Origin of the sequence: Uruburuella suis (assembly GCF_004341385.1) — a bacterium.
In the GTDB taxonomy this organism is placed as follows: Bacteria; Pseudomonadota; Gammaproteobacteria; order Burkholderiales; family Neisseriaceae; genus Neisseria; species Neisseria suis.
On record NZ_SLXE01000017.1, the window covers coordinates 20495 to 43114 of the forward strand.

At 57.4% G+C, this 22620-nt stretch carries 21 protein-coding genes and 1 pseudogene; 4 read left to right on the plus strand and 18 right to left on the minus strand.

The window, feature by feature from the left end:
• Positions 1-595: 595 nt before the first annotated feature.
• From EV680_RS07230 to EV680_RS07245, 4 genes are all read left to right on the plus strand, one after another.
• Positions 596-1243, plus strand: a complete 648-nt coding sequence (locus tag EV680_RS07230; protein ID WP_132954080.1) for a 4Fe-4S dicluster domain-containing protein — start codon at positions 596-598, stop codon at positions 1241-1243.
• A complete protein-coding gene (locus EV680_RS07235) occupies positions 1243-2880 on the plus strand; it encodes an FAD-binding protein (protein WP_132954081.1) in 1638 nt (545 codons plus the stop codon). Before EV680_RS07230 ends, EV680_RS07235 begins: the two co-directional genes overlap by 1 nt.
• Entirely contained in the window at positions 2867-4123 is a 1257-nt protein-coding gene (locus EV680_RS07240) for a complex I 51 kDa subunit family protein (protein WP_132954082.1), read from the plus strand. The genes EV680_RS07235 and EV680_RS07240 overlap by 14 nt, the downstream gene beginning before the upstream one ends.
• 75 nt (positions 4124-4198) lie before the next feature.
• Positions 4199-5656 carry a DASS family sodium-coupled anion symporter gene (locus EV680_RS07245; RefSeq protein ID WP_132954083.1) on the plus strand — a complete coding sequence of 486 codons (1458 nt, stop codon included), beginning with the start codon at positions 4199-4201 and terminating at the stop codon, positions 5654-5656.
• Positions 5657-6262: 606 nt separating this feature from the next.
• Here EV680_RS07245 and EV680_RS07250 read toward each other — a convergent pair.
• The 18 genes and pseudogenes from EV680_RS07250 to EV680_RS07335 form a co-directional block, all read right to left on the minus strand.
• Complete coding sequence (locus EV680_RS07250; RefSeq protein ID WP_132954084.1) at positions 6263-7498, minus strand: beta-ketoacyl-ACP synthase; 1236 nt, start codon at positions 7496-7498, stop codon at positions 6263-6265.
• A complete protein-coding gene (fabG, locus tag EV680_RS07255) occupies positions 7492-8220 on the minus strand; it encodes a 3-oxoacyl-ACP reductase FabG (protein WP_132954085.1) in 729 nt (242 codons plus the stop codon). The genes EV680_RS07250 and fabG overlap by 7 nt, the downstream gene beginning before the upstream one ends.
• 647 nt (positions 8221-8867) lie before the next feature.
• Entirely contained in the window at positions 8868-9356 is a 489-nt protein-coding gene (locus tag EV680_RS07260) for a hotdog family protein (RefSeq protein ID WP_207894312.1), read from the minus strand.
• 91 nt (positions 9357-9447) lie between these two features.
• Positions 9448-10659, minus strand: coding sequence for a beta-ketoacyl-ACP synthase (locus EV680_RS07265; RefSeq protein ID WP_132954110.1), 1212 nt, complete (start codon positions 10657-10659; stop codon positions 9448-9450).
• A gap of 15 nt (positions 10660-10674) precedes the next feature.
• Positions 10675-11187, minus strand: a complete 513-nt coding sequence (locus EV680_RS07270) for a hypothetical protein (protein ID WP_132954086.1) — start codon at positions 11185-11187, stop codon at positions 10675-10677.
• A gap of 25 nt (positions 11188-11212) precedes the next feature.
• Complete coding sequence (locus EV680_RS07275; protein ID WP_132954087.1) at positions 11213-12445, minus strand: NAD(P)/FAD-dependent oxidoreductase; 1233 nt, start codon at positions 12443-12445, stop codon at positions 11213-11215.
• A gap of 38 nt (positions 12446-12483) precedes the next feature.
• A complete protein-coding gene (locus tag EV680_RS07280) occupies positions 12484-14847 on the minus strand; it encodes an MMPL family transporter (protein WP_132954111.1) in 2364 nt (787 codons plus the stop codon).
• Positions 14848-15276: 429 nt separating this feature from the next.
• Complete coding sequence (locus tag EV680_RS07285) at positions 15277-15873, minus strand: LolA family protein (RefSeq protein ID WP_132954088.1); 597 nt, start codon at positions 15871-15873, stop codon at positions 15277-15279.
• A gap of 107 nt (positions 15874-15980) precedes the next feature.
• A pseudogene (locus EV680_RS07290) lies at positions 15981-16259 on the minus strand (DUF559 domain-containing protein); the annotation flags it as partial.
• Between the two features lie 64 nt (positions 16260-16323).
• A complete protein-coding gene (locus tag EV680_RS07295; protein WP_132954089.1) occupies positions 16324-16761 on the minus strand; it encodes an acyl-CoA thioesterase in 438 nt (145 codons plus the stop codon).
• Complete coding sequence (locus EV680_RS07300; RefSeq protein ID WP_132954090.1) at positions 16754-17683, minus strand: LpxL/LpxP family acyltransferase; 930 nt, start codon at positions 17681-17683, stop codon at positions 16754-16756. The genes EV680_RS07295 and EV680_RS07300 overlap by 8 nt, the downstream gene beginning before the upstream one ends.
• On the minus strand, positions 17680-18345 hold the full coding sequence (locus EV680_RS07305; protein WP_132954091.1) for an NMCC_0638 family (lipo)protein: 666 nt from the start codon (positions 18343-18345) through the stop codon (positions 17680-17682). Before EV680_RS07305 ends, EV680_RS07300 begins: the two co-directional genes overlap by 4 nt.
• Positions 18346-18762: a Rap1a/Tai family immunity protein gene (locus EV680_RS07310; protein WP_132954092.1), complete on the minus strand. Its 417-nt coding sequence runs from the start codon at positions 18760-18762 to the stop codon at positions 18346-18348. It abuts the gene before it with no gap.
• 74 nt (positions 18763-18836) lie between these two features.
• Positions 18837-19562 (minus strand): glycosyltransferase family 2 protein, encoded by a 726-nt coding sequence (locus tag EV680_RS07315; RefSeq protein ID WP_132954093.1) that lies wholly within the window; start codon positions 19560-19562, stop codon positions 18837-18839.
• A 138-nt stretch (positions 19563-19700) separates the two neighbouring features.
• Positions 19701-21410, minus strand: a complete 1710-nt coding sequence (locus EV680_RS07320) for an ApeI family dehydratase (RefSeq protein WP_132954094.1) — start codon at positions 21408-21410, stop codon at positions 19701-19703.
• A 110-nt stretch (positions 21411-21520) separates the two neighbouring features.
• Positions 21521-22060, minus strand: a complete 540-nt coding sequence (locus EV680_RS07325) for a COG4648 family protein (protein WP_132954095.1) — start codon at positions 22058-22060, stop codon at positions 21521-21523.
• Position 22061: 1 nt separating this feature from the next.
• Positions 22062-22310 carry an acyl carrier protein gene (locus EV680_RS07330; RefSeq protein WP_132954113.1) on the minus strand — a complete coding sequence of 83 codons (249 nt, stop codon included), beginning with the start codon at positions 22308-22310 and terminating at the stop codon, positions 22062-22064.
• A 10-nt stretch (positions 22311-22320) separates the two neighbouring features.
• Positions 22321-22578 carry a phosphopantetheine-binding protein gene (locus tag EV680_RS07335; RefSeq protein ID WP_132954096.1) on the minus strand — a complete coding sequence of 86 codons (258 nt, stop codon included), beginning with the start codon at positions 22576-22578 and terminating at the stop codon, positions 22321-22323.
• Positions 22579-22620 lie beyond the last annotated feature (42 nt).

Here is a 22620-nt window from a genome sequence, read left to right on the forward strand (position 1 = left end):
TCAGACGGCCTTCACCGCCGGCTCAAGCTCTGCTTTATCTGCACACAGGCAAACAAACGGCAGCACTTGATTGTTGTAAAACTACAAATCAAGCCGCTCTTTCATTTTACTTGCGGTTTCAAACTTTGATATGCATCAAACTTATCAAACAATATCAGCAAAATAAAATAAAGTATGCCCAACCTGTATCGCTTTGTAATTTTACTAGATTAATCATATGCCTATACAATAAAAGAGGCTTGCTCACCAAATCCAATTAATATCTTCATAACTTTTCACCTCCAACAGGCTTTTAGTTTTACTTTAAAAACAATTATTTATAAAAATCTATTGCTCTGTTTTAAATAAAAAGAATCAATTCCATCTCGGTTTTTCCTTTGTTTATTCCATGTAGTTTGAAAAGCAATTCTGTTAAAATTTAAGTCTATAAAAATATTACACTTTGATTTGCATAGCCATTTACATCGTTTTATTGATTTCCGCAGCAAGCGGCAGCTTTGATGGCAAATGGAAAACACAAGCAAACACAACCACCCGCCAACCTGCGCCAGCCGCATCGAAAATGTGCCGGCGCATTGATAGTTAGGACAAGCATATGAGCGATGAATTATACCGTCTGGTTATCGACGGCAACGAAGTCGAAGCCTCGCCGGACGCCTCCATTATTCAGGCCTACGCCCGCGCCGGCGCAGCCATCACCGCCAACGTAGGCTGCATGGGTCAAGGCGTGTGCGGCTCCTGCCGCTGCCTGATCCGCCGCGAAGGCGAGCGCGAAGTCACCACCGCGCTGGCTTGCGAAACCCGGGTAGAGCCGGGCATGCAGGTGAGCTTTATCGATTATTTTATGCCCGAACACGTGCATTATTACAATGTAGACGAAGTGGGCGACGGCTGGAACTGGCTCGACGACACCGCACGCATTTTCCCTGAATCCTCCCATTGCCGCCATTGCAGCGGCTGCGACCGCTCCTGCCCCAAAGGCCTGCAAGTGCAAGAGGGCGTAGCGCAAGTGGTGGCCGGCGATTTTGTGGCCGCAGCCGCCACTTTCGATCAATGCGTGATGTGCAATTTGTGCACGCTCGCCTGCCCTGAAAACATCCGCCCCAACCATTTGGGCTTGTTTGCCCGCCGCATGAAAGCCGCGCGCACGCTGCGCCCGATCGACTTGATGCGCCGCCTGCAACAAATCGACAACGGCAGCATGCGTGTGGAAATTGATGCCGCCACAAAGGAGGCCCACTGATGAGCACCCCCAATAAAGGCGTGGATTACGCCCAAGCCCTGCAATCGCTGCGCAGCTCTGCGCTGCCCATGCGCACCGATTTGCCCGAAAAAGAAGCGCTCTTGAGCCAATACCATCCGGATTACGGCCAAGGCGCCCGCACCACCCTGCCCGTGGGTGCCAATGCCGGCGAATTCTGCCATCCTGATTTGGCCGAGTTGTTGCTGAGCCGCCCCCTGATTGATGATTTCGACTTGGCCGGTGCCGTGCCGATGTATACCGATGTGTTGGTGATTGGCGGCGGCGGTGCCGGTGCCGCAGCGGCGCTCACCGCCACCCAAGCCGGCGCAGGCGTGATTATGGCCAACAAGCTGCGCATCGGCGACAGCAACACCGTGATGGCCGAGGGCGGCATTCAAGCCGCTGTGGGCGAAGAAGACAGCCTGCAACAGCATTTTGAAGACACCCTCAAAGGCGGCCACAACGCAGCCGAGCAAGATTTGGTGGCGCAAATGGTCACCGACGGCCCCGCCGCCATCCGCTGGCTGATCGGCTTGGGCATGACATTTGATTTAGCCGCCGGCTCCGACAACAACGGACGCCTGCAACGCAAACGCGCCGGCGGCACCAGCATCCCGCGCGTGTTGTGCTATCGCGATTTCACCGGCCTGGAAATGATGCGCGTGCTGCGCGAAGCCGTCGAGCTCGAGCGCGGCATCACCCAGCTCAACCGCTGCCCCGCCATCGAATTGCTCTCCGATGAGCACGGCCGCTGCGTGGGCGCGGTGCTCTATGATTTGGAGCGGCGCAAATTGCTGATCGTGCACGCCAAATCGGTGGTACTGGCCAGTGGCGGCAGCGGCCGTCTGCATCTGCAAGGCTTTGCCACTTCCAACCACTATGGTGCCACCGCCGATGGTTTGGTGATGGCTTACCGCATGGGCGCCAAGCTGCGCGATGTGGATTCTTTCCAATACCACCCCACCGGCGTGGCGCATCCGCCGCATCTGGCCGGCGCGCTGATTTCCGAAGCCGTGCGCTCTGCCGGCACCCATTTGGTCAACGGCTTGGGCGAGCGCTTTGTGGATGAATTGCTGCCGCGCGATGTGGTGGCAGCCGCTATTTTGCGCGAATGCCAAGAAGGCCGCGGCGTGTTGCGCGATGGCACCGTGGGCGTGTTTCTCGACACCCCGCGCCTGATTGCCAAAGACCCGGATGTGTTGCAACGCTTGGTGTCGCTGGCGCATGTGGCGCACAAATGCGGTGTTAACCCTGCCGAAGAGCCGCTGCTGATCCACCCCACCCTGCACTATCAAAACGGCGGCATGCTTATCGACGGCAACGGCCAAACCAATATCGCCGGCCTTTACGGCGCAGGCGAAGTCACCGGCGGCATTCACGGCCGCAACCGCCTGATGGGCAACGCCCTGCTCGACATCATCAGCTTCGGCCGCCGCGCCGGCGCAGCCGCCGCCCAATCCGGCCTGCCGTTGAAAAGAGCGCGCGGCGGCATCGCCCACATCTACAAGCTCCAGCGCGAGCTGACTCGTGCCGGCATCAAGAGCGATATTAAGGCGCCGATACTCTATCCCGATTATGGAACCTTCGATCTGCGCGAACACGCCGGCATTCAGGAGAACACTCATGCAAAAGCTTAACCAATTATTGCTGCATCCCAGCCGCCAAGTGGGCGCAGATTTGATTGCCTGGCTGGGCGCCGGCGGCGGCGAAGGCCTGCTGGTTGCTATGGAAAATCCGCAAAGCATTGTGCCCACTTTGCAAGAAGCCCGTTTGGGCGGCATGGGCGGCGCCGGCTTTCCCACTTGGCGCAAATGGGAAGCGGCGGTGAATGCTCAAAGCAAAAACGGCGACCGCTATGTGGTGTGCAACGCCAATGAAGACGAGCCGGGCACGTTTAAAGACCGCTATCTGCTCGAGCACACCCCGCACCAAGTGATCGAAGGCGCGCTGATTGCCGCCGTGGCCACCCGCGCCAACCATGTGATTTTATACATCAACCCGCACCAAACCGAATCGATTGCCGCCGTGAGCGAAGCCATCGCCCAATGGCATGCGCACGAATTATTCGAGCAGCTCGAAACACATCTGGGCAGGCCTTTGCACCTGAAACTGGTGCCCACTTCAGGGCGCTATATCGGCGGCGAAGAAACGGCGGTGGTGTCGTGGCTCAACGGCGGTTTCCCGTTTCCGCACCGCAAGCCGCCCTATCCGGCCGAAAGCGGCGTGGCCGATGAGCCGACTCTGATCAACAACACCGAAACCTTTGCCAATGTGCCGCATATTCTACGCAACGGCGCTCAATGGTATCAAGATTTGGGCATAGGCGAAGCGGTGGGCACCAAGCTTTATTCGCTCTCGGGCGATGTGTTAAACCCCGGCCTCTATGAGCTGCCGATGGGCACTTCGCTGCAATCGCTGATTTTCGATTATGGCGGCGGCCTGCTTGAAGGCCGCGCCTTTAAAGCAGTGTTTACCGGCGGCCCTTCCAACACCTTGCTTACCGCAGCCGATTTGGATGTGGCGCTGGATTTCAATTCTGTGCGCGAGCGCCATTCCAGCCTCGGCACCGGTGCCATGATTGTGATTTCGGAAGGCACCAGCGTGGTGCGCAAAGTGTCGGAATATGTGGAATTTTTTGCCGCCAATTCCTGCGGCCAATGTCCGCCCTGCAAAAGCGGCACTTTCCAACTGGCGCGTCTGATTGATCGGGTAGACACCGGCATTGCCACCGGCGATGATTTGCGTGCGCTGGAAAACCTCTGCCAAATCCTGCCCGGCAGCGGCCGCTGCGGCTTAATCGACGGCGCGGTAACGGTGCTGAAAAGCTCTTTGCGCACTTTCCCCGAAGAATACGGCCTGCCGCCGCAAACCGGAGTCTGAACGGCACACACGCCTGCTGCCCTCGGCAGCAGGTTTAACTGATTCATTTGATTATTCTTACCCCGGAGAAATTTTATGGGTTTCAAACCGATTCCTACCGCAGTGGCGGTGATATTGGCGCTGCTGATTTGGTACGCCATTCCCGTGCCGGAAGGTGTGACCAGTGATGCCTGGCACCTTTTGGCCTTATTTGTCGGCGTGGTGGCTGCCATTATCGGCAAAGCCATGCCCATCGGCGCGGTGGCCATGTTGGCCATTACGTTGGTGGCCGTTACCGGCGTGACCAGCGACAGCCCCGCGCAAGCGGCCAAAGATGCTTTGAGCAGCTTCAACAGCCCGCTGATTTGGATGATCGGCGTGGCGATTATGATTTCGCGCGGCCTGCTCAAAACCGGCTTGGGCGTGCGCTTTGGCTATATGTTTATCGCCGTGTGGGGCAAACGCACATTGGGCATCGGCTACAGCCTGGCGATTTCCGACTTGCTGCTCGCCCCCGTTACCCCGAGCAACACCGCCCGCGGCGGCGCCATCGTGCACCCGGTGATGCGTGCGATTGCCGGCAGCTTTGATTCTGACCCGGAAAAAGGCACCGAGGGCAAAATCGGCAAATATTTGGCGCTGGTCAACTACCACGCCAACATCATCTGCTGCTCGATGTTTATCACCGCCACCGCGCCCAACCCCTTGGTGGTGGACTTGATCAGCAAAGCCACCGGCGCACAAATCTCCATTTCATGGGGCATGTGGGCCACGGCCATGCTGCTGCCGGCGCTGGTGGCGCTGGTGCTGATGCCGATTATTCTTTATTACCTGTATCCGCCTGAAATCAAACACACCCCCAATGCCACCGGTTTTGCCAAAGAGCGCCTGAAAGAAATGGGCCCGATGAGCCGCGGCGAATGGATTATGCTGGCGATTTTCGGCTTGCTGCTGCTGCTGTGGGCCGGCATTCCGGCGATGATATTCGGCCCCGCCGCCGCTGTTGACGCGACCACCACCGCCTTTATCGGCCTCTCGCTGCTCCTGCTCACCGGCGTGCTCACTTGGGATGACGTGTTGAAAGAGAAAAGCGCGTGGGATACCATCACTTGGTTTGCCGCGCTGGTGATGATGGCCACTTTCCTCAACAAGCTCGGCCTGATTGCCTGGTTTTCCGGCGTGCTCGAAAGCAGCATTTCCGGCTTGGGTTTGAGCTGGGTGTTTGGTTGCGCCTTATTGCTGTTGGCTTATCTTTATTCGCACTATATGTTTGCCAGCGGCACCGCCCACGTTACCGCAATGTTTGGCGCTTTCTACGCCGCCGGCCTCGCCTTGGGCGCACCGCCGCTGCTTTATGCGCTGATGATGGCCGCCGCCACCAGCATTATGATGAGCCTCACCCACTATGCTTCGGGCTCTTCGCCGGTGATTTACGGCTCGGGCTATGTGAGCATGAACGAATGGTGGAAAGCCGGCTTTATCATGAGTGTGATCGAATTGGTGATTTTCTCCACCATCGGCGCAGCTTGGTGGAAAGTGCTGGGCTATTGGTAAACACCGCGTCATTATCAAAAACGGGAATCTGAAGATTCCCGTTTTTCTTTGACCGTTGTTGTGGCCGTCTGAAGCTCAAACGCCCGCAATTATAGTGAAATGCAAGAAAAAGTTATACCAATTCAAAAAAGTAAGCTAACAAGACGACGAGCCGCAGACAGTACAGATAGTACGGCTAGGCGAGATAACGAAGTTAGGTTATTTTTTTGGATTGGTATTACATGAAACTGCATTCTGAAATCGCGTAGGTTGGGTTGATAAACCCAGCGTTTCAGACAGCTTGTCTATTTGTTGGGTTTGCAACCCAACCTACCCGCCGTATCACTTTTTTATACATTCCTCTATAGTGCGTAGGTCGGATTCTCGAATCCGACACTTGTTCGCAGAACAAGCATCAAGGCCGGTGTGATGTCGGATACAGGTATCCGACCCACAACCGCATCAAAGCCAAGGCCGTCTGATACCAATCCAAAAAAATAACCTAACTTCGTTAGCTCGCCTAGCCGTACTAGGTGTACTGTCTTCGGCTCGCCGCCTTGTTAGCTTACTTTTTTGAATTGGTATGAAAACTTTTCAGACGGCCTTGGCTTTGTTTTGCACTTTCACTCATTCGCCGCGCCAGCGCTTAAACACCAGCGAAGTGTTCACGCCGCCGAAGGCGAAATTATTGTTCATCACATAATCGGTGTCGATTTCTCGCCCTTGGCCGCGGATATAATCGAGCCGACCGCAGCGCGGGTCGATATGATCCAGATTGAGGGTGGGCGCAAACCAGCCGCTGTTCATCATTTCAATCGAAAACCACGATTCGAGCGCGCCGCATGCGCCTAAGGTGTGGCCGAGGTAGCTTTTTTGCGAGCTGATAGGCATGCGGCTGCCAAACAAGGCTTCGGTGGCTTGCGTTTCAGCGATATCGCCCTGCTCGGTGGCGGTGCCGTGGCCGTTGACATAGCCGATTTGCGCGGGCTCAAGCCCTGCGTCTTCCAAAGCCAGCGCCATGCAGCGCTGCATGGTGGCTTTTTGCGGCCGGGTAACGTGGCTGCCGTCGCTGTTGGCACCGTAGCCCACGATTTCGGCATAAATTTTCGCGCCGCGCGCCTGCGCATGCGCCAGCGATTCGAGCACCAATATGCCCGCGCCCTCGCCAATCACCAAGCCATCGCGCCCCGCATCGTAAGGACGCGGGGTTTGCGCCGGCTCGTTGTTGCGGCGGCTGGCGGCATAGAGCGAGTCGAACACATACACTTCAGAAGGGCAGAATTCTTCGCCGCCACCGGCCAGCATTGTTTCTATCATGCCGTATTTGATGGCTTCATAAGCATAGCCTATGCCTTGGCTGCCCGATGAGCAGGCGCTGGAGGTGGGGATGATGCGGCCGGTGAGGCCGAAGAAAATGCCGATATTGGCGGCGGTGGTGTGCGGCATCATGCGCACATAGGTGTTGGCGCTGAAATTTTGCGATTTACCGGTAATCAGCAATTCACCCACATCGCGGATGTCTTGCGTGCTGCCGGTGGAAGAGCCGCAGGCCACGCCCATGCGCCCGTCTTTGATGCGCTCATCGCCGAGCAAGCCGGCATCGGCCAGCGCCTGCTCGGCCGCATCCACACACAAATAAGACACGCGCCCCATGCTGCGCAGCTGTTTGCGCGTCCAATGTGCGGGCGGCGCATAGCCTTCGATGGGCGCGCCCAATTGCGCTTCCAAATCGGGATATTGCCCCTGCCAGCCCATATTTTGCACGGCATTGCGGCCTTGTTTGAAAGCCGCTTGAATGCTTGCCCAATCGCGGCCGAAAGCAGAAATGCCGCCGATGCCGCTGACCACAACTCTGTTCAACATAATCCCCCGTTCACCGCAATCACCTGCCGCGTGATGTAGGCGGCTTTTTCATCCATCAAAAAGCGCACCGCATGCGCCACTTCTTCGGGGCTGCCCATGCGCTGCGCCGGTATCATTTTTAAAATTTCGGCCACGGGCGTGTGCTCATCCAAAATGGCGGTGTCGATCAAGCCCGGCGCCACACAGTTTACCGTGATTTTGCGCTTGGCCAATTCCAGTGCCAAGGCTTTGGCCGCGCCGATCAGGCCGGCTTTGGAAGCGCTGTAGTTTACCTGGCCGCGGTTGCCGATCAAGCCCGACACCGAAGCCATGCACACAATGCGCCCGGGCTGTCGGCGGCGTATCATCGGCATGATTACCGGATGCAGCACGTTGTAGAAACCATCAAGATTGGTGCGCAACACATTATCCCAATCTTCATCTTCCAGCGCGGGAAAAGCATTGTCGCGCGTGAGCCCGGCATTGAGCACCACGCCGTAATAAGCGCCGTGCGCTTCCACATCGGCGCTTAATATTTCGCGGCAGGCCGCCCTGTCGCCCACATCAAACTGCAACACCCGCGCCTGCCTGCCCTGTGCGCAGATTTCTGCGGCCACCGCTTCGGCTTCATCGCGCCGGCTGCGGCAATGCACCGCAATATCATAGCCGTCTGCCGCCAAACCCAGCGCCACCGCCTTACCGATGCCGCGGTTTGCACCGGTGATTAAAATGGTTTTGTTCATCGTTTTCCTGAAAGTATTTTTAGGGTCTGTTCACCACTCATCTCGTGGCAATCTTTTGGCACAAAAACGCGCCTGCCGCGTTGAAAATGCTCGCAAGGTATCCAACCTTACTGCGCTTTTCGCCTTGCAAACGCGCTTTTGCGCTCAAAATCTTACGCACGGATGAAATGTGAACAGACCCTAGCATGGTTATGCCGCGCCGCTGCATGGCCTTTGTAAAGCTTAAAGTGAAATTTTAACAAAATTTATCAAGGCCGTCTGAAAGATTTCAGACGGCCTCAAACTGCATCAAACCAAGCCGCAGTTTAAAAACACATTAAACCGCCGTTTCAAACCGCCATTCCTTCTTTCGGGCTGAACACATTCAGTTTCAGACGGCTTGTGGATTTGTTGAGTTTGCAACCCAACCTACCCGCTAAACACATTCAAGGCCGCCTGCAACAGGCCGTCTGAAAGCAGCAAGCACGTAGGTTGGGTTGATAAACCCAACGTTTCAGACGGCTTGTGGATTGCTTGGGTTTGCAACCCAAGCTACCCGCCGTATCACTTTTTTATGCATTTCACGATAGCATCGCAACTGCGCTTGTTTGGTAAACTTGTGTTCAGATTGGGCTTCAGACGGCTTCAAGCCACATTAAACCGCCGTTTCAAACTGCCATCCCCTCTTTCGGGCTGAACACATTCAAGGCCGCCTGCACCAACAGGCCGTCTGAAGGCAGCTGTGCCCTCGCCGAAGCCGGCGCATCCGTCCAACGCAGCGCGCAGTCAAACACGCCGAAGCCCGTGCTGTCTTGCGTGGAAGCATGCACCTGAATCGACAATTGCGTGCCCACGGCAATGGTGTCGGCAAAAAGATTCAACTTGCGCGTGCCCAGCAAAAAGCCCAGCCGCACCGGCTCGCCGCGATTGTGCGCATGGCAGCCGGCCAGCGCGGCAATGCCTTGCGCCATAATTTCCATGCCCGCCAGCGCCGGCAGGCTGCCCGCTTGCAGCAAAATGTGTTTTTCACCCACATGTGCCGTGGCGTGCAGATAATCATCGCCATATTCGGTGATGCAGTCGAGCAACACCATATGGCCGCTGTGCGGCAGCAAGGGGGCTATATGGGTGATGGGGCAAATCAGCTTTTCGGGCATGGTTATTCTTTAAGTTTGGTTTTCAGACGACCTGTTTCAGCCGTTTTCATTTTAATAGGTAATCAACATCAACTATCAAGCCACTCAGCTTTCAGACGGCCTCGCCTATCACCACCACCGCATTGTTGCCGCCAAACGCAAACGATGCGCTGGCGCCGATTCTTTGCCCACTTTGCCATACGCTGCCCGCATCAGTAAGCGCGATTTCCGGCAAGGCGGCATCGCGTTCACCATTCCAGATTTGCGCAGGCAGCCTGCCTTGCGGGTTGCAGCGGCGGCTGACCATGCCCCATAAAAACGCGGCTTCAATCGCGCCGGCTGCGCCGAGCGTGTGGCCGGTGAGCGGTTTGGTGGAGGTGCACGGCGTTTGGCAGCCGAATATTGCAGCCACGGCCAGGCTTTCCATGCTGTCGTTGTGTTGCGTGCCGGTGCCGTGCAGGTTGATCCAGCCGACGGCTTCGGGCGGCAGCGCGGCGTGGATTAAGGCGGCTTGAAAGGCTTGCGCGGCGCCTTGGCCGTCGGGGCGCGGGGAAGACATATGATAGGCGTCGCTGCCGGCGCCATAGCCCAGCAGCGGCAGGCTCTCGCCGAAACCGGCTTCGCGCGTCATCACAAAGGCGGCGGCGGCTTCGCCGATGTTGATGCCGTTGCGTTGGGCGGAAAAGGGGTTGGCCATGCCGTCTGAAAGCACGCCCAGCGAATTAAAGCCGTTGATGGTGAGCGGTGATAAGGTGTCCACGCCGCCGCACACCACGGCATCACACAGCCCCGCCCTCAATAATCTTGCCGCGCTGATTAAGGCTTTTGCACCCGATGTACAGGCGGTGGACACGCCGTAGCACAGGTTTTGCAAACCATACACCGCCGCCACAAAATCGGCAGGCGCAGACAAAATTTGCTGCTGCTGGTTAAACGGCACATCGCGCCACGCGCCGCCATCGGCCACCTGCTGAAATAAGGGAATATTTTCATCCACGCCGCTGGTGGACGTGCCCATCACCACGGCGATTCTGCCCGCGCCGAAGCGCTGTTTGGCCGCTTCGATATCGCCCTCGATTTGCGCGAGCGCGTGCCACAGCAATTGATTGTTGCGGCTTTTGTGGCCGTCTGAAAGCGTGGCGGGGAAAGGCCGCAAGCTTTCATTCACCGCGCCGAAAGCATAAGTTTTGCCGCGCACCCATTGGCCGGATTCGCTCAGCGGCGAGGCGGCAGGCGGATTGAGCAGCGCATCGACATGGGTTTGCAGGCCGCTGCCCAGCGCGCTGGTGATGGCGGGGGCGGTGAGGTAAACAGGTGTATTCATCATAATGGGCTTTGTTTATTCGTTGTTCAGGGGTGTTAGCAACCAGCGCCGGCCATCGGGAAAAACAATGATATAAAGGCCGTCTGAAACTTCGCTGCGCCACAATTCGCGCGTATTTTCAAAATACACCGTGGCCGCGCCCTGCTTTTCCTGCCGCTGCTGCGGATAAACCGCCGCGCCCTCGTCCAGCAAGGGCAACAGTGCGGCAAACAGGCGGCGCGAACCGGCATTGGGCGCGACAAAACCATCGTTTGCCCAGCCCTTGCCGCCCACGGTTTGGCGCGACAGCGGCGCACCCAGCGCATCGGTTTGCACAAAGCGCAGGTTCTCGCCGTCGCGCTGCACCGCCAGCAGGCTGGCCTGCTCAATATTGCCGGCTTCATCCTGCGCTTCAAGCTTAAACCAGCGTGTGTCGCCGGCGGCCAAAGCCGGCAGGGTTTGCGGCTTGGGCAGGCCGTCTGAAACAGCGCAGGCGGCAAGTAGCCAAGCGGCGCATAAAGCGGCAAAAAAAAGCTTTATAAAATTCATGGTATGGCTTTCAGACGGCATCGCATCACAATCGGGCTTCGCCCACCAATTCGGCCAGCGCATTCAAGCGGCGCTCGGATTTTTCCACATAAGGATTTTCCGTGTCCCACGCGTAGCCTGCCAAAATCGAGCTGAGCATGCGGCTGATGTCGGCATTGCGGTTGTCGGCATAAATCACATCTTGAAAGCGTCCGTCATACCAGCCGTTTACATAAGTGCGGAAAGTGTTCACGCCCACCATCAGCGGCTCGGCAAATTCACGCTGCCAATCGGCCGCTTCGCCGTTAAACTGTTTCACCAGCAAATCGGCGGCCAGCTTGGCCGAATGCATGGCAATGGTCACGCCCGATGAAAACACGGGGTCGAGAAACTCGGCCGCATTGCCGAGCAAGGCAAAATGGCGGCCGTGCAGGCTTTTCACATTGGCCGAATAACCCTGGATGCTGCGGAAGGGAAATTCGTTTTCCCACACCGCATCGGCAAGCACTTCGGCCAGCATCGGGCATTCGAGTGCAAATTTTTTCAACACCGTTTCCGAATCGCCCGCCAATTTGTCGGGCGTGCCCACCACGCCGATGGAGCAATGATTGTCGCCAAACGGAATCGTCCACAGCCACACATCGCGGTGCTGCGGGTGGGTGGTGATCAGAATTTTGTCGCGATCGAATTTGGGGCTGCTGATGTTGTCGACAATATGGGTGAAATGCGCCAGGCGCGGCGGCAATTCGGAGGGTGTTTCCAAATCGAGCAGGCGCGGCAGCACGCGGCCGTAGCCGCTGGCATCGAGCACAAAGCCCGCGCTCAATTCATAAGCACCGTCATCGGCTTCGATGCGCAAGCGGGCCTCAGCGCCGCTGTTGTCAAACGCCGCCACGCCGTGGCCGAAGCGCACATCCACCCCTTGGGCGGCGGCTTCGTCAATCAGAATTTTGTCAAACAGCGCACGGCGCACTTGAAACGTGGTGCCGGGCCCGCTTGAAAATTTATCGGTGAAATCGAAATAAGTGTAGCGGCTGCCCCAAGTAAAGGCCGCGCCGTTTTTCAATTGAAAGCTCGGCTCGGCGCGCACCGCATCGCCGAAGCCCGCCGCCTCGATAAATTCCATACAATGCGGCAACAGGCTCTCGCCAATCACAAAACGCGGAAAATGCTGCTTTTCCAACACCACCACGCGCAAACCCTGTTTATTCAACAAAGCCGCCGCCACCGCCCCGGCAGGGCCGCCGCCGATAATGGCCACATCACAATTTGTGTTCATCTTATTTATCGCTTTCTGATTTTAAAATTAGAGGCTGTTTATTCCCGCAGCAGCCAAGCCGCAAACAGCAGGTTCAACACCACGCCCAGCGCCACGGTGGTGCCGAAAGCGGCCACCGCCGGTGTGCTGCTCAACGCAAGCAGGCCGAATGAAATGCCGGTGGTGAGCGCGGCCAGCAACATGCCGCCCAGCCGCGCGGGTGCGCTTTCATGCGCGGCATAGGCATACACGGCATAGTCCACGCCGATGGCCGACACCAGCAGTAAGCCAAACATGGCAAACAGGCTCACCGGCACGCCCAGCCAGCCCAAAAGCGCCACCACGCCGAGCGCGGAAGCCAGCGGCACCGCCAAAATCAACGCGCCGCGGCGCGCGCCGAATATTTTCCACAGCAACAGCCACGCCAGAGCATAAGAAGCCAGCTTCAGCCAAGCGGCTTGGTTGCGGGTGTGGTGAAACAATTCGTTTAGGTGCGCGCGCTTGTCCACCCAGCGCACGCCCTCAAGATGGCGCACCGCCGCCTGCACTGCTGCTGCATTTTCCATTGCCTGCAAACGCGCCACCGCTGCAAAGCGCCCCGGTGCCGCTTCGCCCAAATAAAGCGGCCGCCAAGCTTCGGCCAAGGGCGTTTGCAGGCTTTGCGAGAGCGTGAGCGGCGGTGCGGCGGCGGCTTCGCGCAAAGCCTGGCGCATGGTTTGGCGCGGCACGCCGATTTCGCGCATTGCCGCCCACGTTTGCGGCAGCGCCGCCAATTCGCTCAAACGGCGCTGCAAGGCCTGCTGCCCGGCCACCGGCATAATCCATTGGTCGAGCGACTGCACCGCGCCCAATTGCTGCGCATCAAGCAAAGGCTGCAAGGCGCGGCGCACATCGGCGCTGCGTTGCAACAACATATCTTCATCCGGTGCCTCAATCAGCAGATATTGACCGCTGAAATCCTGGCCGCTGAGTGCACCTATCTGCTGCGCCTGTGCCAGCAATTCGGGCGGCATCGACACCCATTGGCGGATATCGTCGTGCCAGCTGCTGCGCCACAAGCCCGCCAACAGCAGCAAAGCGGCCAAAGCCAGCCAGCCTTTGCGGCGCAAGCGCTGTTTCAGACGGCCGGTGAGCGGATAAAGCCGCTGCACCCAAGCGGCAAACGGCACGGCCTTGGGCTGATAACGTGCAAACAAAGGCGGCAGCCACCACACCGTTGCCCCGAATGCGCCCAAAAGCGCAAAGCCGGAAAACACCGCCGTTTGGCGCAACACCGGCAGCGGCGTAAACCACAACAGCGCATAGCCGAGCACCGTAATCGCCAAGCTGGTGAGAAACACCGGCCGCGCATGGCGCATGGCCGCGCCGGCCTGCCAGCTCAAGCCGTCTGAAAGCCGTGATGCCGGATGGGCAGCCGCGCGGCTTTCAGACGGCCTCGGAAACACCGATGGCGCCAGCCAATGCAATGGAAAATCCACCAACATGCCCAGCAGGCTCGTGCTGATCACCAAGGTGAGCACATGCACTTGCCCAAACAGCAGCAGCGAAGCCGCCAGCCCCGTGAGCAAGCCCGCCGCCAGCGGCAGCGCCAGCCAAAACACACGGCCGCTGCGAAACACCCACAGCAGCAGCGAAAACGTGAGCAACAGCCCCGCCGCGCTCATCAAGCGGCTTTCGCGCTCGGCATCGGCCTTGGCCGCCGCGGCAAAGAGCGCCCCGCCGGCGCTTAAAGTTTGCACGCCCTGCTGCTCCGCCAGCGAGCGACTTTGCGCCAGCAGTGGCAATAAATCCTCACTGCCGTTGGCCACGCCGCTTTGCTCAGGCAAACGCGCGCGCAACCACACCCAGGTTTTGCCGCTTTCATCTTCGGTGAACAACATGCCGCTCTCGGCATGCCATTGCAGCTTGCTCAAGGGCTGCGCCTGCGCCAGCGTGAAGCGGCCGAAGCCCAACCAATCTTGGTCTAGCGGCAAAGGCGAAGGCGCGGCAAAGGGGTTGAGCGCATCTTCCGCCCGCTGCCGGAAATAGGCTTGCGGATCGCTTTGCAGCCATTCGCGCTGCCGCTGCGGCAACACCGCCAAGCCCAAGCGCTGCACCGCTGGCCGCAGCTGCGCCAAATCGGGCGCGATTTCGCTGTCCACTTCTGCAAACACGCCACTACTGCGCCACAGCTTGGCAACCTCGGCGGCCGTCTGAAAAGCTTGCTGTGCATCATCGCTGCCCGCCAGCAACACCACTTGGCCATTGAGCTGCGCTTCGGCCGCCTTATCCGCCGCCTGCCACACCGCATCGGCCGACTGCTCGGCAGGCAAAAGCGCGGTAAGATCGGTTTGCAGCCACGCGCGCGCAGCCAGCGTGTAGATCAAAAACACGGCGGTAATGGCGATAAAAAGCGTGTAAAAAAAGCGGAGTTTGTGGCTCATGATGGTTTCAAATGTTTTCAGACGGCCTATCGGTTTCATGGGTTTCTGCTGCATCGACAAAGCGCAATATCCGGCACAGTGCTTTTTTTTCAGACGGCCTGAGGCCTTTGCAAAACCAAATATAGTGGAATGCATAAAAAAGTGACACAACGGGTAGGTTGGGTAGAAAACCCAACAAGCCCACAGGCCGTCTGAAACCTTGGGTTTATCAACCCAACCTACCCCGTGATAGTGCGTGGTTTTGTATCACTTTTTCTTGCATTCCACTATATCTGTCGCACTCGCGCAGGCGGGTGCCTAGGTTTGTTCAGATTTCTGAAAATAATAAATTACCTATAAAATCAAATGTTTGATTTTTTTCGTGTTGCTGGCGGCTACCTGCTCGGCATGCGCAGGAGCGACGGCAGGGGCGTTTTGCAAAGGTTGCGGCTACTGCAAAGCCAATCGCGCAAACGCATCCAGCGGCTGATTCACCGCCACGCCGCTAAATGTCATCACCGTGCGCTCACCTTGGGTTTCGTTCAATTCGATTTTGCGCACCACGGCATCGCCGCTGATGTCGATGCGGGTGAAAATCTGCTTCATCAAAGCGGTTTTCGGGTTGAGTCGCAGCGTCCATTTTTTCGCATTGCCGCTCAGCTGCAAATCAAACTGCTTCTCCAGCCCCGCCGTGTTGCCGCCGAGCAAATCCAGAAAAAGCTTGATTTGCTGCGCCTGCCCGCTGCGGCTGCCACCGCCGGCACTCACCCACGCCTTGCCGTTCCACTGCATAATGCCGTCGGCACGCACGCGCAGGCGATTGTCAAACGGCTTTTGCATCTGCCACAGCAAGCCTTTTTTCGGCAGCAACACAAAGCGCCCGCCGGTGTTCATCGGCTGGTTTAATGATTTGAGATAGCGCTGCTGCGCAAACGCGCCCTGCACATTTTGCGGCTGTTGCAGCATTTGTGCCAATTCGGCGGTGTCGAATGCTTGGATAAAGGGGCTGAATAGAATCAGCGCCATGCCGATTAAATATTTTTTCATGTATTTGTTTCCATGTTGGATGGTATCTATCAGGTGCGGTTTATATGGTGCACAGCAAGCCTTGCGGCTTTTCGGATCTTACCTCATGTGGCTAAGTGCAACCCGATTCAACGCCCTCTCACCACAGGCAGGCTGTCCGGCGTAAGCAGAATTCGGGCAAGCACGGCTTCTGTTTCCTGCAAAATTTCATGATTCCAAAAACGCAATACCGTATAACCGCTTTGTTGCAGATCGCGGCTGCGACCGGCATCGTATGCGCATTGCTCAGCATGTTGCCCGCCATCGGCCTCTACAATCAAACGGCGCTCTTCGCACACAAAATCGGCGATATACCGGCCTATCGGCATTTGTCGACGGAATTTATAACCGTGCAAGCGTCTGCCCCGTGCTGGATACGGGGCGAGGGCCGCAAACCACAGGTTTGTATTTATCCGCCCACATCAACTCCCATCAGGCCGTCTGAAAGCTTTTATGTTTGGCCACCGCTGCCAGCCAGCTTGCCGGCGTTTGAAACTGCATCTCGCCGCTCTCCAGCGCCACGGCCACTTGGGTGGTGCTCGCTTTGGTGAGCTTGGCGCCGCTTTGGGCATCTGAAATGGTGTAGTCGATGCGCAGGCAGCTTTCGATTTCCACCAGCGCCAGGTCCACATAGATTTTTTGGCCGAAGCGGGCGGGCTTCACATATTTCAAATTGAGCTGCACCACCGGCCAGCTAAAGCCCTGCCTGCCCATCTCGTTGTAATCGTAGCCGATTTCGGTCAAAAATGCGCAGCGCGCCACTTCAAGGTATTTCACATAATGGCCGTGCCACACAATGTGCATGGCGTCCACATCAAAAAACGGCACTTCTATTTCGGTGCGGTGGCGGCAGTAAACATGTTTAGCCATAATCGTTCCAAAAATCGTAAAAATTAAACCATTGCAGCGGGGCGGCGGCGCATTCTTCGGTCAGGCGGTCGGCATAAGCCTGAGCGGCGGCGGCCACGGCGGCTTGACGCTCGCCGCGCTTCCAATCGGTGCTGTTTAAAAAGCGGCGCAATTTCAAATGATAGCGGCCTTGGTGCTGAACACAAAAAAGCGTGTGCACTTGCGTTTTCAGCAGGCCGGCCAAAAGCCATGCGCCTTGCGGCAGCTGCGCTTTGGCGCCTAAAAAATCCACTTCCACCGTTTTCTCGCCGCGCACGGGCACGCGGTCGGCGGCGATGGCCAGCCATTCGCCCGCTTCGATGCGCGCGTTTAATTCCATCATCAGCGCGGCATCCAAATCGCTAACTTGAATCAGCTGGATGCGGTCGGCACCGGCCTTGATCAGCGCTTCGTTAAAAGCTTGGGCATGGCGGCTGTGCACCAGCACGTTCAGCTTGAAGCCTTGATGGTGCGACACCAGCGCGCGGCAGATTTCCACATTGCCCACATGCGAGCACACAAAAATCTGCCCGCGCCCGTCGGGGCTGTCCATATCGGCATACACATTATCCGGGTCGTGCAGCACCAGATTTTCATAGCGGATTTTGCGCTGCCACACGGCAAAGCGATCGCACACCGCCCGCCCGAAAGCCGTAAACTGCTTGAGCACCGGCCAGCGGCGCGGCAGCGGTGCATCAGGATAGGCTGCCGCCAGCCGCGCCTGATAGCGGGCAATGTGCCGGCGCGGTGCCGGCGCGGTGAGGTAAAAATAAAACACTACAAACCAAATGCACGGATTCATCAAAAAAGCCGGCAAATGGCGCACCATCAGCGTGGTGAGGCCGAGCAGCAAACGGTTGCCGCGCTCTTGCTGCGCCGCCCAGTGATTGGATTTTGCGGTCATGGTTTCAGACGGCCTTGTGTGCCTGCTTCATTGAAATAGTGAAAATTCAAGGCGGCTTGCGCGCCTGCTTTTGCATCGGTATGGGTGTAAACCGAAAAGAGAATGCCTTTTTGCCCGTCTTGCTCCGCTATCGTATGCACCACTTGCCTGATGGTGGGCGCAAGCTGCTCTTCACTCATGATGCGGTGCGCCAAATTCAAATTTTCCGCCACCTTCGCGGCCATTTCCGCCATCTCTGCTTCAATCTCTTCGGCATCTGCTTGTTTGGCTTTCACCGAGCAATACGATTTGCCCGACACCAGAAAAAAGCGCCCGCCCGCCTCGCTGTGCACACCCCAAACCCGCTTGGCTTCAGGCTCGAAATGAAACGGCTGCTTTTGTTCGCTGTTTAATTCAAGCATTTTTTCTTTTGCCGCCAACGCAGCCAACTTGGCCTCATCCGCTCCGGTGGCAACGCAAGCGTTGAAAAACAGCATAGCGGCCTGACGGGCGTGGACTTTCGCGGCATCATTGGTGTCGGCACGGATTTTTCCACAGGCGCTAAGGGTAAACGGTAAAAGAAACGCAGCAAGCATAAATTTATTCACAACCACCCGCCGGGCTTGCAAACAAGCTTGTGTTTCAGACGGCCTCACCGGCTTGCCTTTGAGTAAACCGCCCATTTATTGCCTTTTCCTTTTTTTGGCCGGCTGTGTGCAAGGACGCAACTGCTGCAAAGCCTGAGCCACAGCAACATCTGCGGCCTGATTTTTGGCATCGGCGCCCGAAGCCACAATAAAATCCCCCACCCGCGACACCACTTCATGCGGCTTGATGGTCATCATGCCGCACCACCTGCCCGCTCGTGCCTCGACAGTGGCCACGGCATTGATATAGCCGTTGGCAAAAGCAACCGCCTCGTTGCCCGAACTAAAGATGTGGAGATAGTTGATTTGCCGACCCCGCAGCGCTTCCAGCAACTGATCGGCCGAAAAAACCACCTCCGGACGAAGCTTGGCCGCCGCTGCCGTGGGCAGATAAGCGGCCACACACAGCAACATCATGCTTTTCCACAAAGTCAAACAAATGGCTTTTTTCATCGCGGCTCTCCTTTTGGTATCATTTAACAGCTAATCGTTGGCAGCATTCAGACGGCCTGCCAAAACCTACCCAATCAGCGCTTGCCCAAGCGCCCGCTCAACCGCCGCGCCAACATTTCAAAAAACAACCGCGCATGCATTTTGCTGATGCGCACATTATCGCCCCAAGCATCAAAATGCGAAATGCCGTCTGAAGCATAGCGCACCGGCGTTTTAATCCACACCAGCGGCAAGGCGCGCCAATGCAGGCGCACGAGGATTTCGGTGTCGAAATCCATGCGCTCGCCCACGTTTTCTTCGCGCACCACCGCAAGCGCGGCGGCCAAGGGGTAAAGACGGAAGCCGCACATGCCGTCTTTGATGTCGGTGGAGCCGGTGTTGACCATATTCCAAAAATCGGTGATTTTTCGCCCGTAAAGGCGCGCTTTGGGCGCATCGCTGCCGTATTGCGGCCAGCCGCACACCACCGCTTCGGGCTGCGCAGCGGCGGCTTCGATAAGTTTGGCGGTGTCGGGCAGATGGTGTTGCGCATCGGCATCCACCTGCAAAACATGCGTATAGCCGCGCGCTTCGGCATAGTTCAAACCGCTTTTCACCGCCGCGCCTTTGCCGCCGTTTTCAAAGCGATAGAGCACTTCGATGCCGTCTGAAAGCGCCAGTTTGTCTAAAACCTGCCGGCAATCATCGCCCGAGCCGTCATCCACAATCAGCACATCCAAACCGAAACCGCGCATGGCTTCGGCCACTTGGCCGACGGTGGCGGGGTGTTTGTAGTGCGGAATCAGCGCCAAAATGTTCATTGTTCCACCACTTTCAAACTGCGGATTGCCTATTGCTGCTCAAGATGCGTTGCAAGGCTGCGCCCGACCACAAAAGCAGCCACACGCCTTGTTTTTGAACCTTGTTCATTTTATTTTCCCTTCCAACTTTCAGACGGCCTATTGAAACCCGCCAAACACCAGCCGCCCCGAAGCGCACACGGCATCAGTGTTTTCCAGCCTAAAGGTGAGTTTGTTTTTATCGGCATCGTATTTCAAATGCACGCGGGCTTCATCGTTGGGGCGCAGAAATTGCTGGTATTTCAGGTTTTCCACCCGCACGATGCTTTGCCGCCCCCAATCGAAACGCGCCGTCAAATCGCGCACCCATTGCAGCTCCACCACGCCGGGCACGAGCGGAAATTGGGCAAAATGGCCGCCGAAATAAACCAAATCCAGCGGCACGCGGCTGCTGATCTGCCATTCGTTTTCAGCGGGATTTTCCATTTCAAGCGGCCATTCGGGCGCAGTTTGCGCTTCGCTGAAGGCCGTCTGAAAATCTACGGCGGCGATTTTGGCTTGCGCATTGCGCGGCAATTCGGCGGCAAAACGCCAATAGCGCGGCAAAGCGATGGTGTCTTGCGTGGCGGCAGTGTGTTTTTTCAACACCGCCATCACAGCGGCGCGGCCTTGTTCGCGCAAGGCACGGATGCCGTCTGCATTGAGCGCAATCCATGCCGCCAGCCGTTTGTGTTGCGGGTGCAGGCCGCAATAAGCATCGGCCACCCATTCGTGCGCGAGCAAATCATGCTCGATTTGCACCAGCGACACGCGTTTGTCTTCAAATTTGATAATGCGGTCGCTGCGCCCGAGCAGCGCAAAGCCGCGCGCTTGCGGCTCGACAATATCGGCAGTTTGCTGGCGGCCGCCGCTCCAGGGCGATTCTGCCCACAATGCGCCGGCTTCGTTCTGCCCGATTTGCACATTCGGCAAAGGCTGCCAAACACCGCTGCCCTGCCGCGAAGCCATCACGCCGGTTTCGGTGCTGCCATAGATTTCAAACGGCATCACGGCATGCAGCGCCAACAAATCCGACGTGGCCGCCGGCAATGCGCCGCCGGCAGACAGAATGCCCCGCAGCTTCGGCCGCACCGCCGCCCAGTTGCGCGCTTCACCCATGCGCCCCAAAAGCGCCGGGCTGGTGATCCACACCACGCTCTCATGCGCCGCCGTGGCCGCCAGCAGCGTTTCAGGATACACATATTGCGCGCGCGCCAGCGGCCAGCCGGCCGAAAGCGGCACGGCAAAGCGGAAAGTGAAGCCGTATAGATGCTGCGGGCTCACGCTGCCCAGCGCCACCGCACCGCTTTGGGCAAAAGGCAGCAGCGCCGTCAAGGCTTGCGCCTCAGCCTGCATTTGCGCCAGCGTTTTCACCACCACCTGCGCCGCGCCGCTGGAGCCGGAAGTTTTCAGCCGCGCTTGTGCTTTTTCGTCCAGCTGCCAATCCTGCGTGTTCGGCTCGTATTCAGACGGCATGTTTTCCAAGCAAGCCGCCACATCCAGCACATTCAGGCCGCCTGAAAAAGCCGCATGCTGCGGCACATCGGTGAGCCAAATATCCGCCTCATCATCCGCCCAGCCGATATTTTCCGCCGCCAGATTCGGCGGCAACACCACCCGCGCGCCCGCATGCCACGCCGCCAATATCGCGCAGGCAAACAGCGCCGCATCGTCAAACCACAGCGCAGCAGCTTGCACGCCCTGCGCTTTCAGACGGCCTGAAAGATAAAACACCGCGCGGTTGAAATCGGCGCGCCGCCACTCGGGCGCAACGGCGATTAAGTCGCGCGGATTAAAATCGGGAGATAAAATTCGGCTCAGTTTCTGCATGGCTCAGCGCTGGGATTTCCAAACAAATATTTTATAAAACAATCAGATGCCTTAAACACAACACATAGCACCCAAAACAGACGGCACGGAAGATAAACCTTCAGACGGCCTCACAACTTCAACACCGCTTTGCGGTAAACCCATTCCCCGCCCAACAGCAGCCCCATCAACACATACGACACAATCCCGGTATATAAAGCCCACCAATCGTATTGTCGCATCAGCACCAAAGCCGCCGCCATGCTGCCGTTGAGCACAAAAAACACACACCAGATTTGGGTGATGCGGCGGGTGTAGCGCACGCCTTCAGGCGGCAAATCGGGCGTTTGCAGGCGGGCGAGCCGCTCAATCAGGCTTTGCTTGGCAAACAGGCTGCCGCCAAACAGCGCCAGCATCAGCAGGCTCACCCACACGGGATACCAATACATGCTCTGCGGCAGCCGCAGCAGCAACACAGCGGCAAAAAAAGCCGCCAATATCAGCGCCACCACACGCTGGCCGCGCTCGCGCTGTGTGAGCGCACGCAGCAGCCACAGGCCGCACATTAAAGCGGCCAGCCAAAAAAAAGCGCCGTTGTTGCGGCCGAAATACCACAACAACGGATAGGCCGCGCTCACTGCGCCCAAGGCGATTTTGGCAGCAGCGTTCACATTATTGCGCTGCGTCTTTGCGCAACACCGCCTGCACCACATCTTCCACCGTGCGCACGCTGCGGAAATCATCGGCCAAAAGCTTGCGGCCGGTTTGGCGCTTGATGTAGTCGATCAAATCGATGGCATCGATGCTGTCGATTTCCAAATCTTCATAAAGATTCGTGTCCGGTGCAATGCGCTCAGGCTCGATTTCAAACAGGTTCACCAGCGCATCGGTGAGAATCTGGCGGATTTCGCTTTCAGTCATCATGCGCTCCTTATGCCTGCTTGCTGCGGATAAAATCGGCCAAAGTCTGCACGCTGGCAAAATGCTCGCGCAGGTTTTCTTTTTCGCCGTCCATCTGGAAGCCGAAAGCTTTTTGCACCGCCAGCCCCAATTCGAGCGCATCGACCGAATCCAGCCCCAAGCCCTCATCGCCAAACAGCGGCGCGTCGGTGTCGATATCGGCTTCGGTGATGTCTTCCAGCCCCAAGCTGTCGATGATTAATTGTTTGATTTGGCTTTCTAAATTCATGTTTTTTCCCGTGTGTTTCAGCACAGCGCGCCGCATCGGTGC

What these genes read in the sequence shown, in the direction of transcription:
- EV680_RS07285 (WP_132954088.1), bottom strand. Translation starts at nt 15,873, where the DNA reads ATGAAAAAATATTTAATCGGCATGGCGCTGATTCTATTCAGCCCCTTT.
- EV680_RS07230 (WP_132954080.1), top strand. Translation starts at nt 596, where the DNA reads ATGAGCGATGAATTATACCGTCTGGTTATCGACGGCAACGAAGTCGAA.
- EV680_RS07335 (WP_132954096.1), bottom strand. Translation starts at nt 22,578, where the DNA reads ATGAATTTAGAAAGCCAAATCAAACAATTAATCATCGACAGCTTGGGG.
- EV680_RS07250 (WP_132954084.1), bottom strand. Translation starts at nt 7,498, where the DNA reads ATGTTGAACAGAGTTGTGGTCAGCGGCATCGGCGGCATTTCTGCTTTC.
- EV680_RS07330 (WP_132954113.1), bottom strand. Translation starts at nt 22,310, where the DNA reads ATGACTGAAAGCGAAATCCGCCAGATTCTCACCGATGCGCTGGTGAAC.
- EV680_RS07245 (WP_132954083.1), top strand. Translation starts at nt 4,199, where the DNA reads ATGGGTTTCAAACCGATTCCTACCGCAGTGGCGGTGATATTGGCGCTG.
- EV680_RS07315 (WP_132954093.1), bottom strand. Translation starts at nt 19,562, where the DNA reads ATGAACATTTTGGCGCTGATTCCGCACTACAAACACCCCGCCACCGTC.
- EV680_RS07305 (WP_132954091.1), bottom strand. Translation starts at nt 18,345, where the DNA reads ATGGGCGGTTTACTCAAAGGCAAGCCGGTGAGGCCGTCTGAAACACAA.
- EV680_RS07300 (WP_132954090.1), bottom strand. Translation starts at nt 17,683, where the DNA reads ATGACCGCAAAATCCAATCACTGGGCGGCGCAGCAAGAGCGCGGCAAC.
- EV680_RS07270 (WP_132954086.1), bottom strand. Translation starts at nt 11,187, where the DNA reads ATGAATTTTATAAAGCTTTTTTTTGCCGCTTTATGCGCCGCTTGGCTA.
- EV680_RS07275 (WP_132954087.1), bottom strand. Translation starts at nt 12,445, where the DNA reads ATGAACACAAATTGTGATGTGGCCATTATCGGCGGCGGCCCTGCCGGG.
- EV680_RS07280 (WP_132954111.1), bottom strand. Translation starts at nt 14,847, where the DNA reads ATGAGCCACAAACTCCGCTTTTTTTACACGCTTTTTATCGCCATTACC.
- fabG (WP_132954085.1), bottom strand. Translation starts at nt 8,220, where the DNA reads ATGAACAAAACCATTTTAATCACCGGTGCAAACCGCGGCATCGGTAAG.
- EV680_RS07235 (WP_132954081.1), top strand. Translation starts at nt 1,243, where the DNA reads ATGAGCACCCCCAATAAAGGCGTGGATTACGCCCAAGCCCTGCAATCG.
- EV680_RS07295 (WP_132954089.1), bottom strand. Translation starts at nt 16,761, where the DNA reads ATGGCTAAACATGTTTACTGCCGCCACCGCACCGAAATAGAAGTGCCG.
- EV680_RS07265 (WP_132954110.1), bottom strand. Translation starts at nt 10,659, where the DNA reads ATGAATACACCTGTTTACCTCACCGCCCCCGCCATCACCAGCGCGCTG.
- EV680_RS07260 (WP_207894312.1), bottom strand. Translation starts at nt 9,356, where the DNA reads ATGCCCGAAAAGCTGATTTGCCCCATCACCCATATAGCCCCCTTGCTG.
- EV680_RS07240 (WP_132954082.1), top strand. Translation starts at nt 2,867, where the DNA reads ATGCAAAAGCTTAACCAATTATTGCTGCATCCCAGCCGCCAAGTGGGC.
- EV680_RS07310 (WP_132954092.1), bottom strand. Translation starts at nt 18,762, where the DNA reads ATGAAAAAAGCCATTTGTTTGACTTTGTGGAAAAGCATGATGTTGCTG.
- EV680_RS07320 (WP_132954094.1), bottom strand. Translation starts at nt 21,410, where the DNA reads ATGCAGAAACTGAGCCGAATTTTATCTCCCGATTTTAATCCGCGCGAC.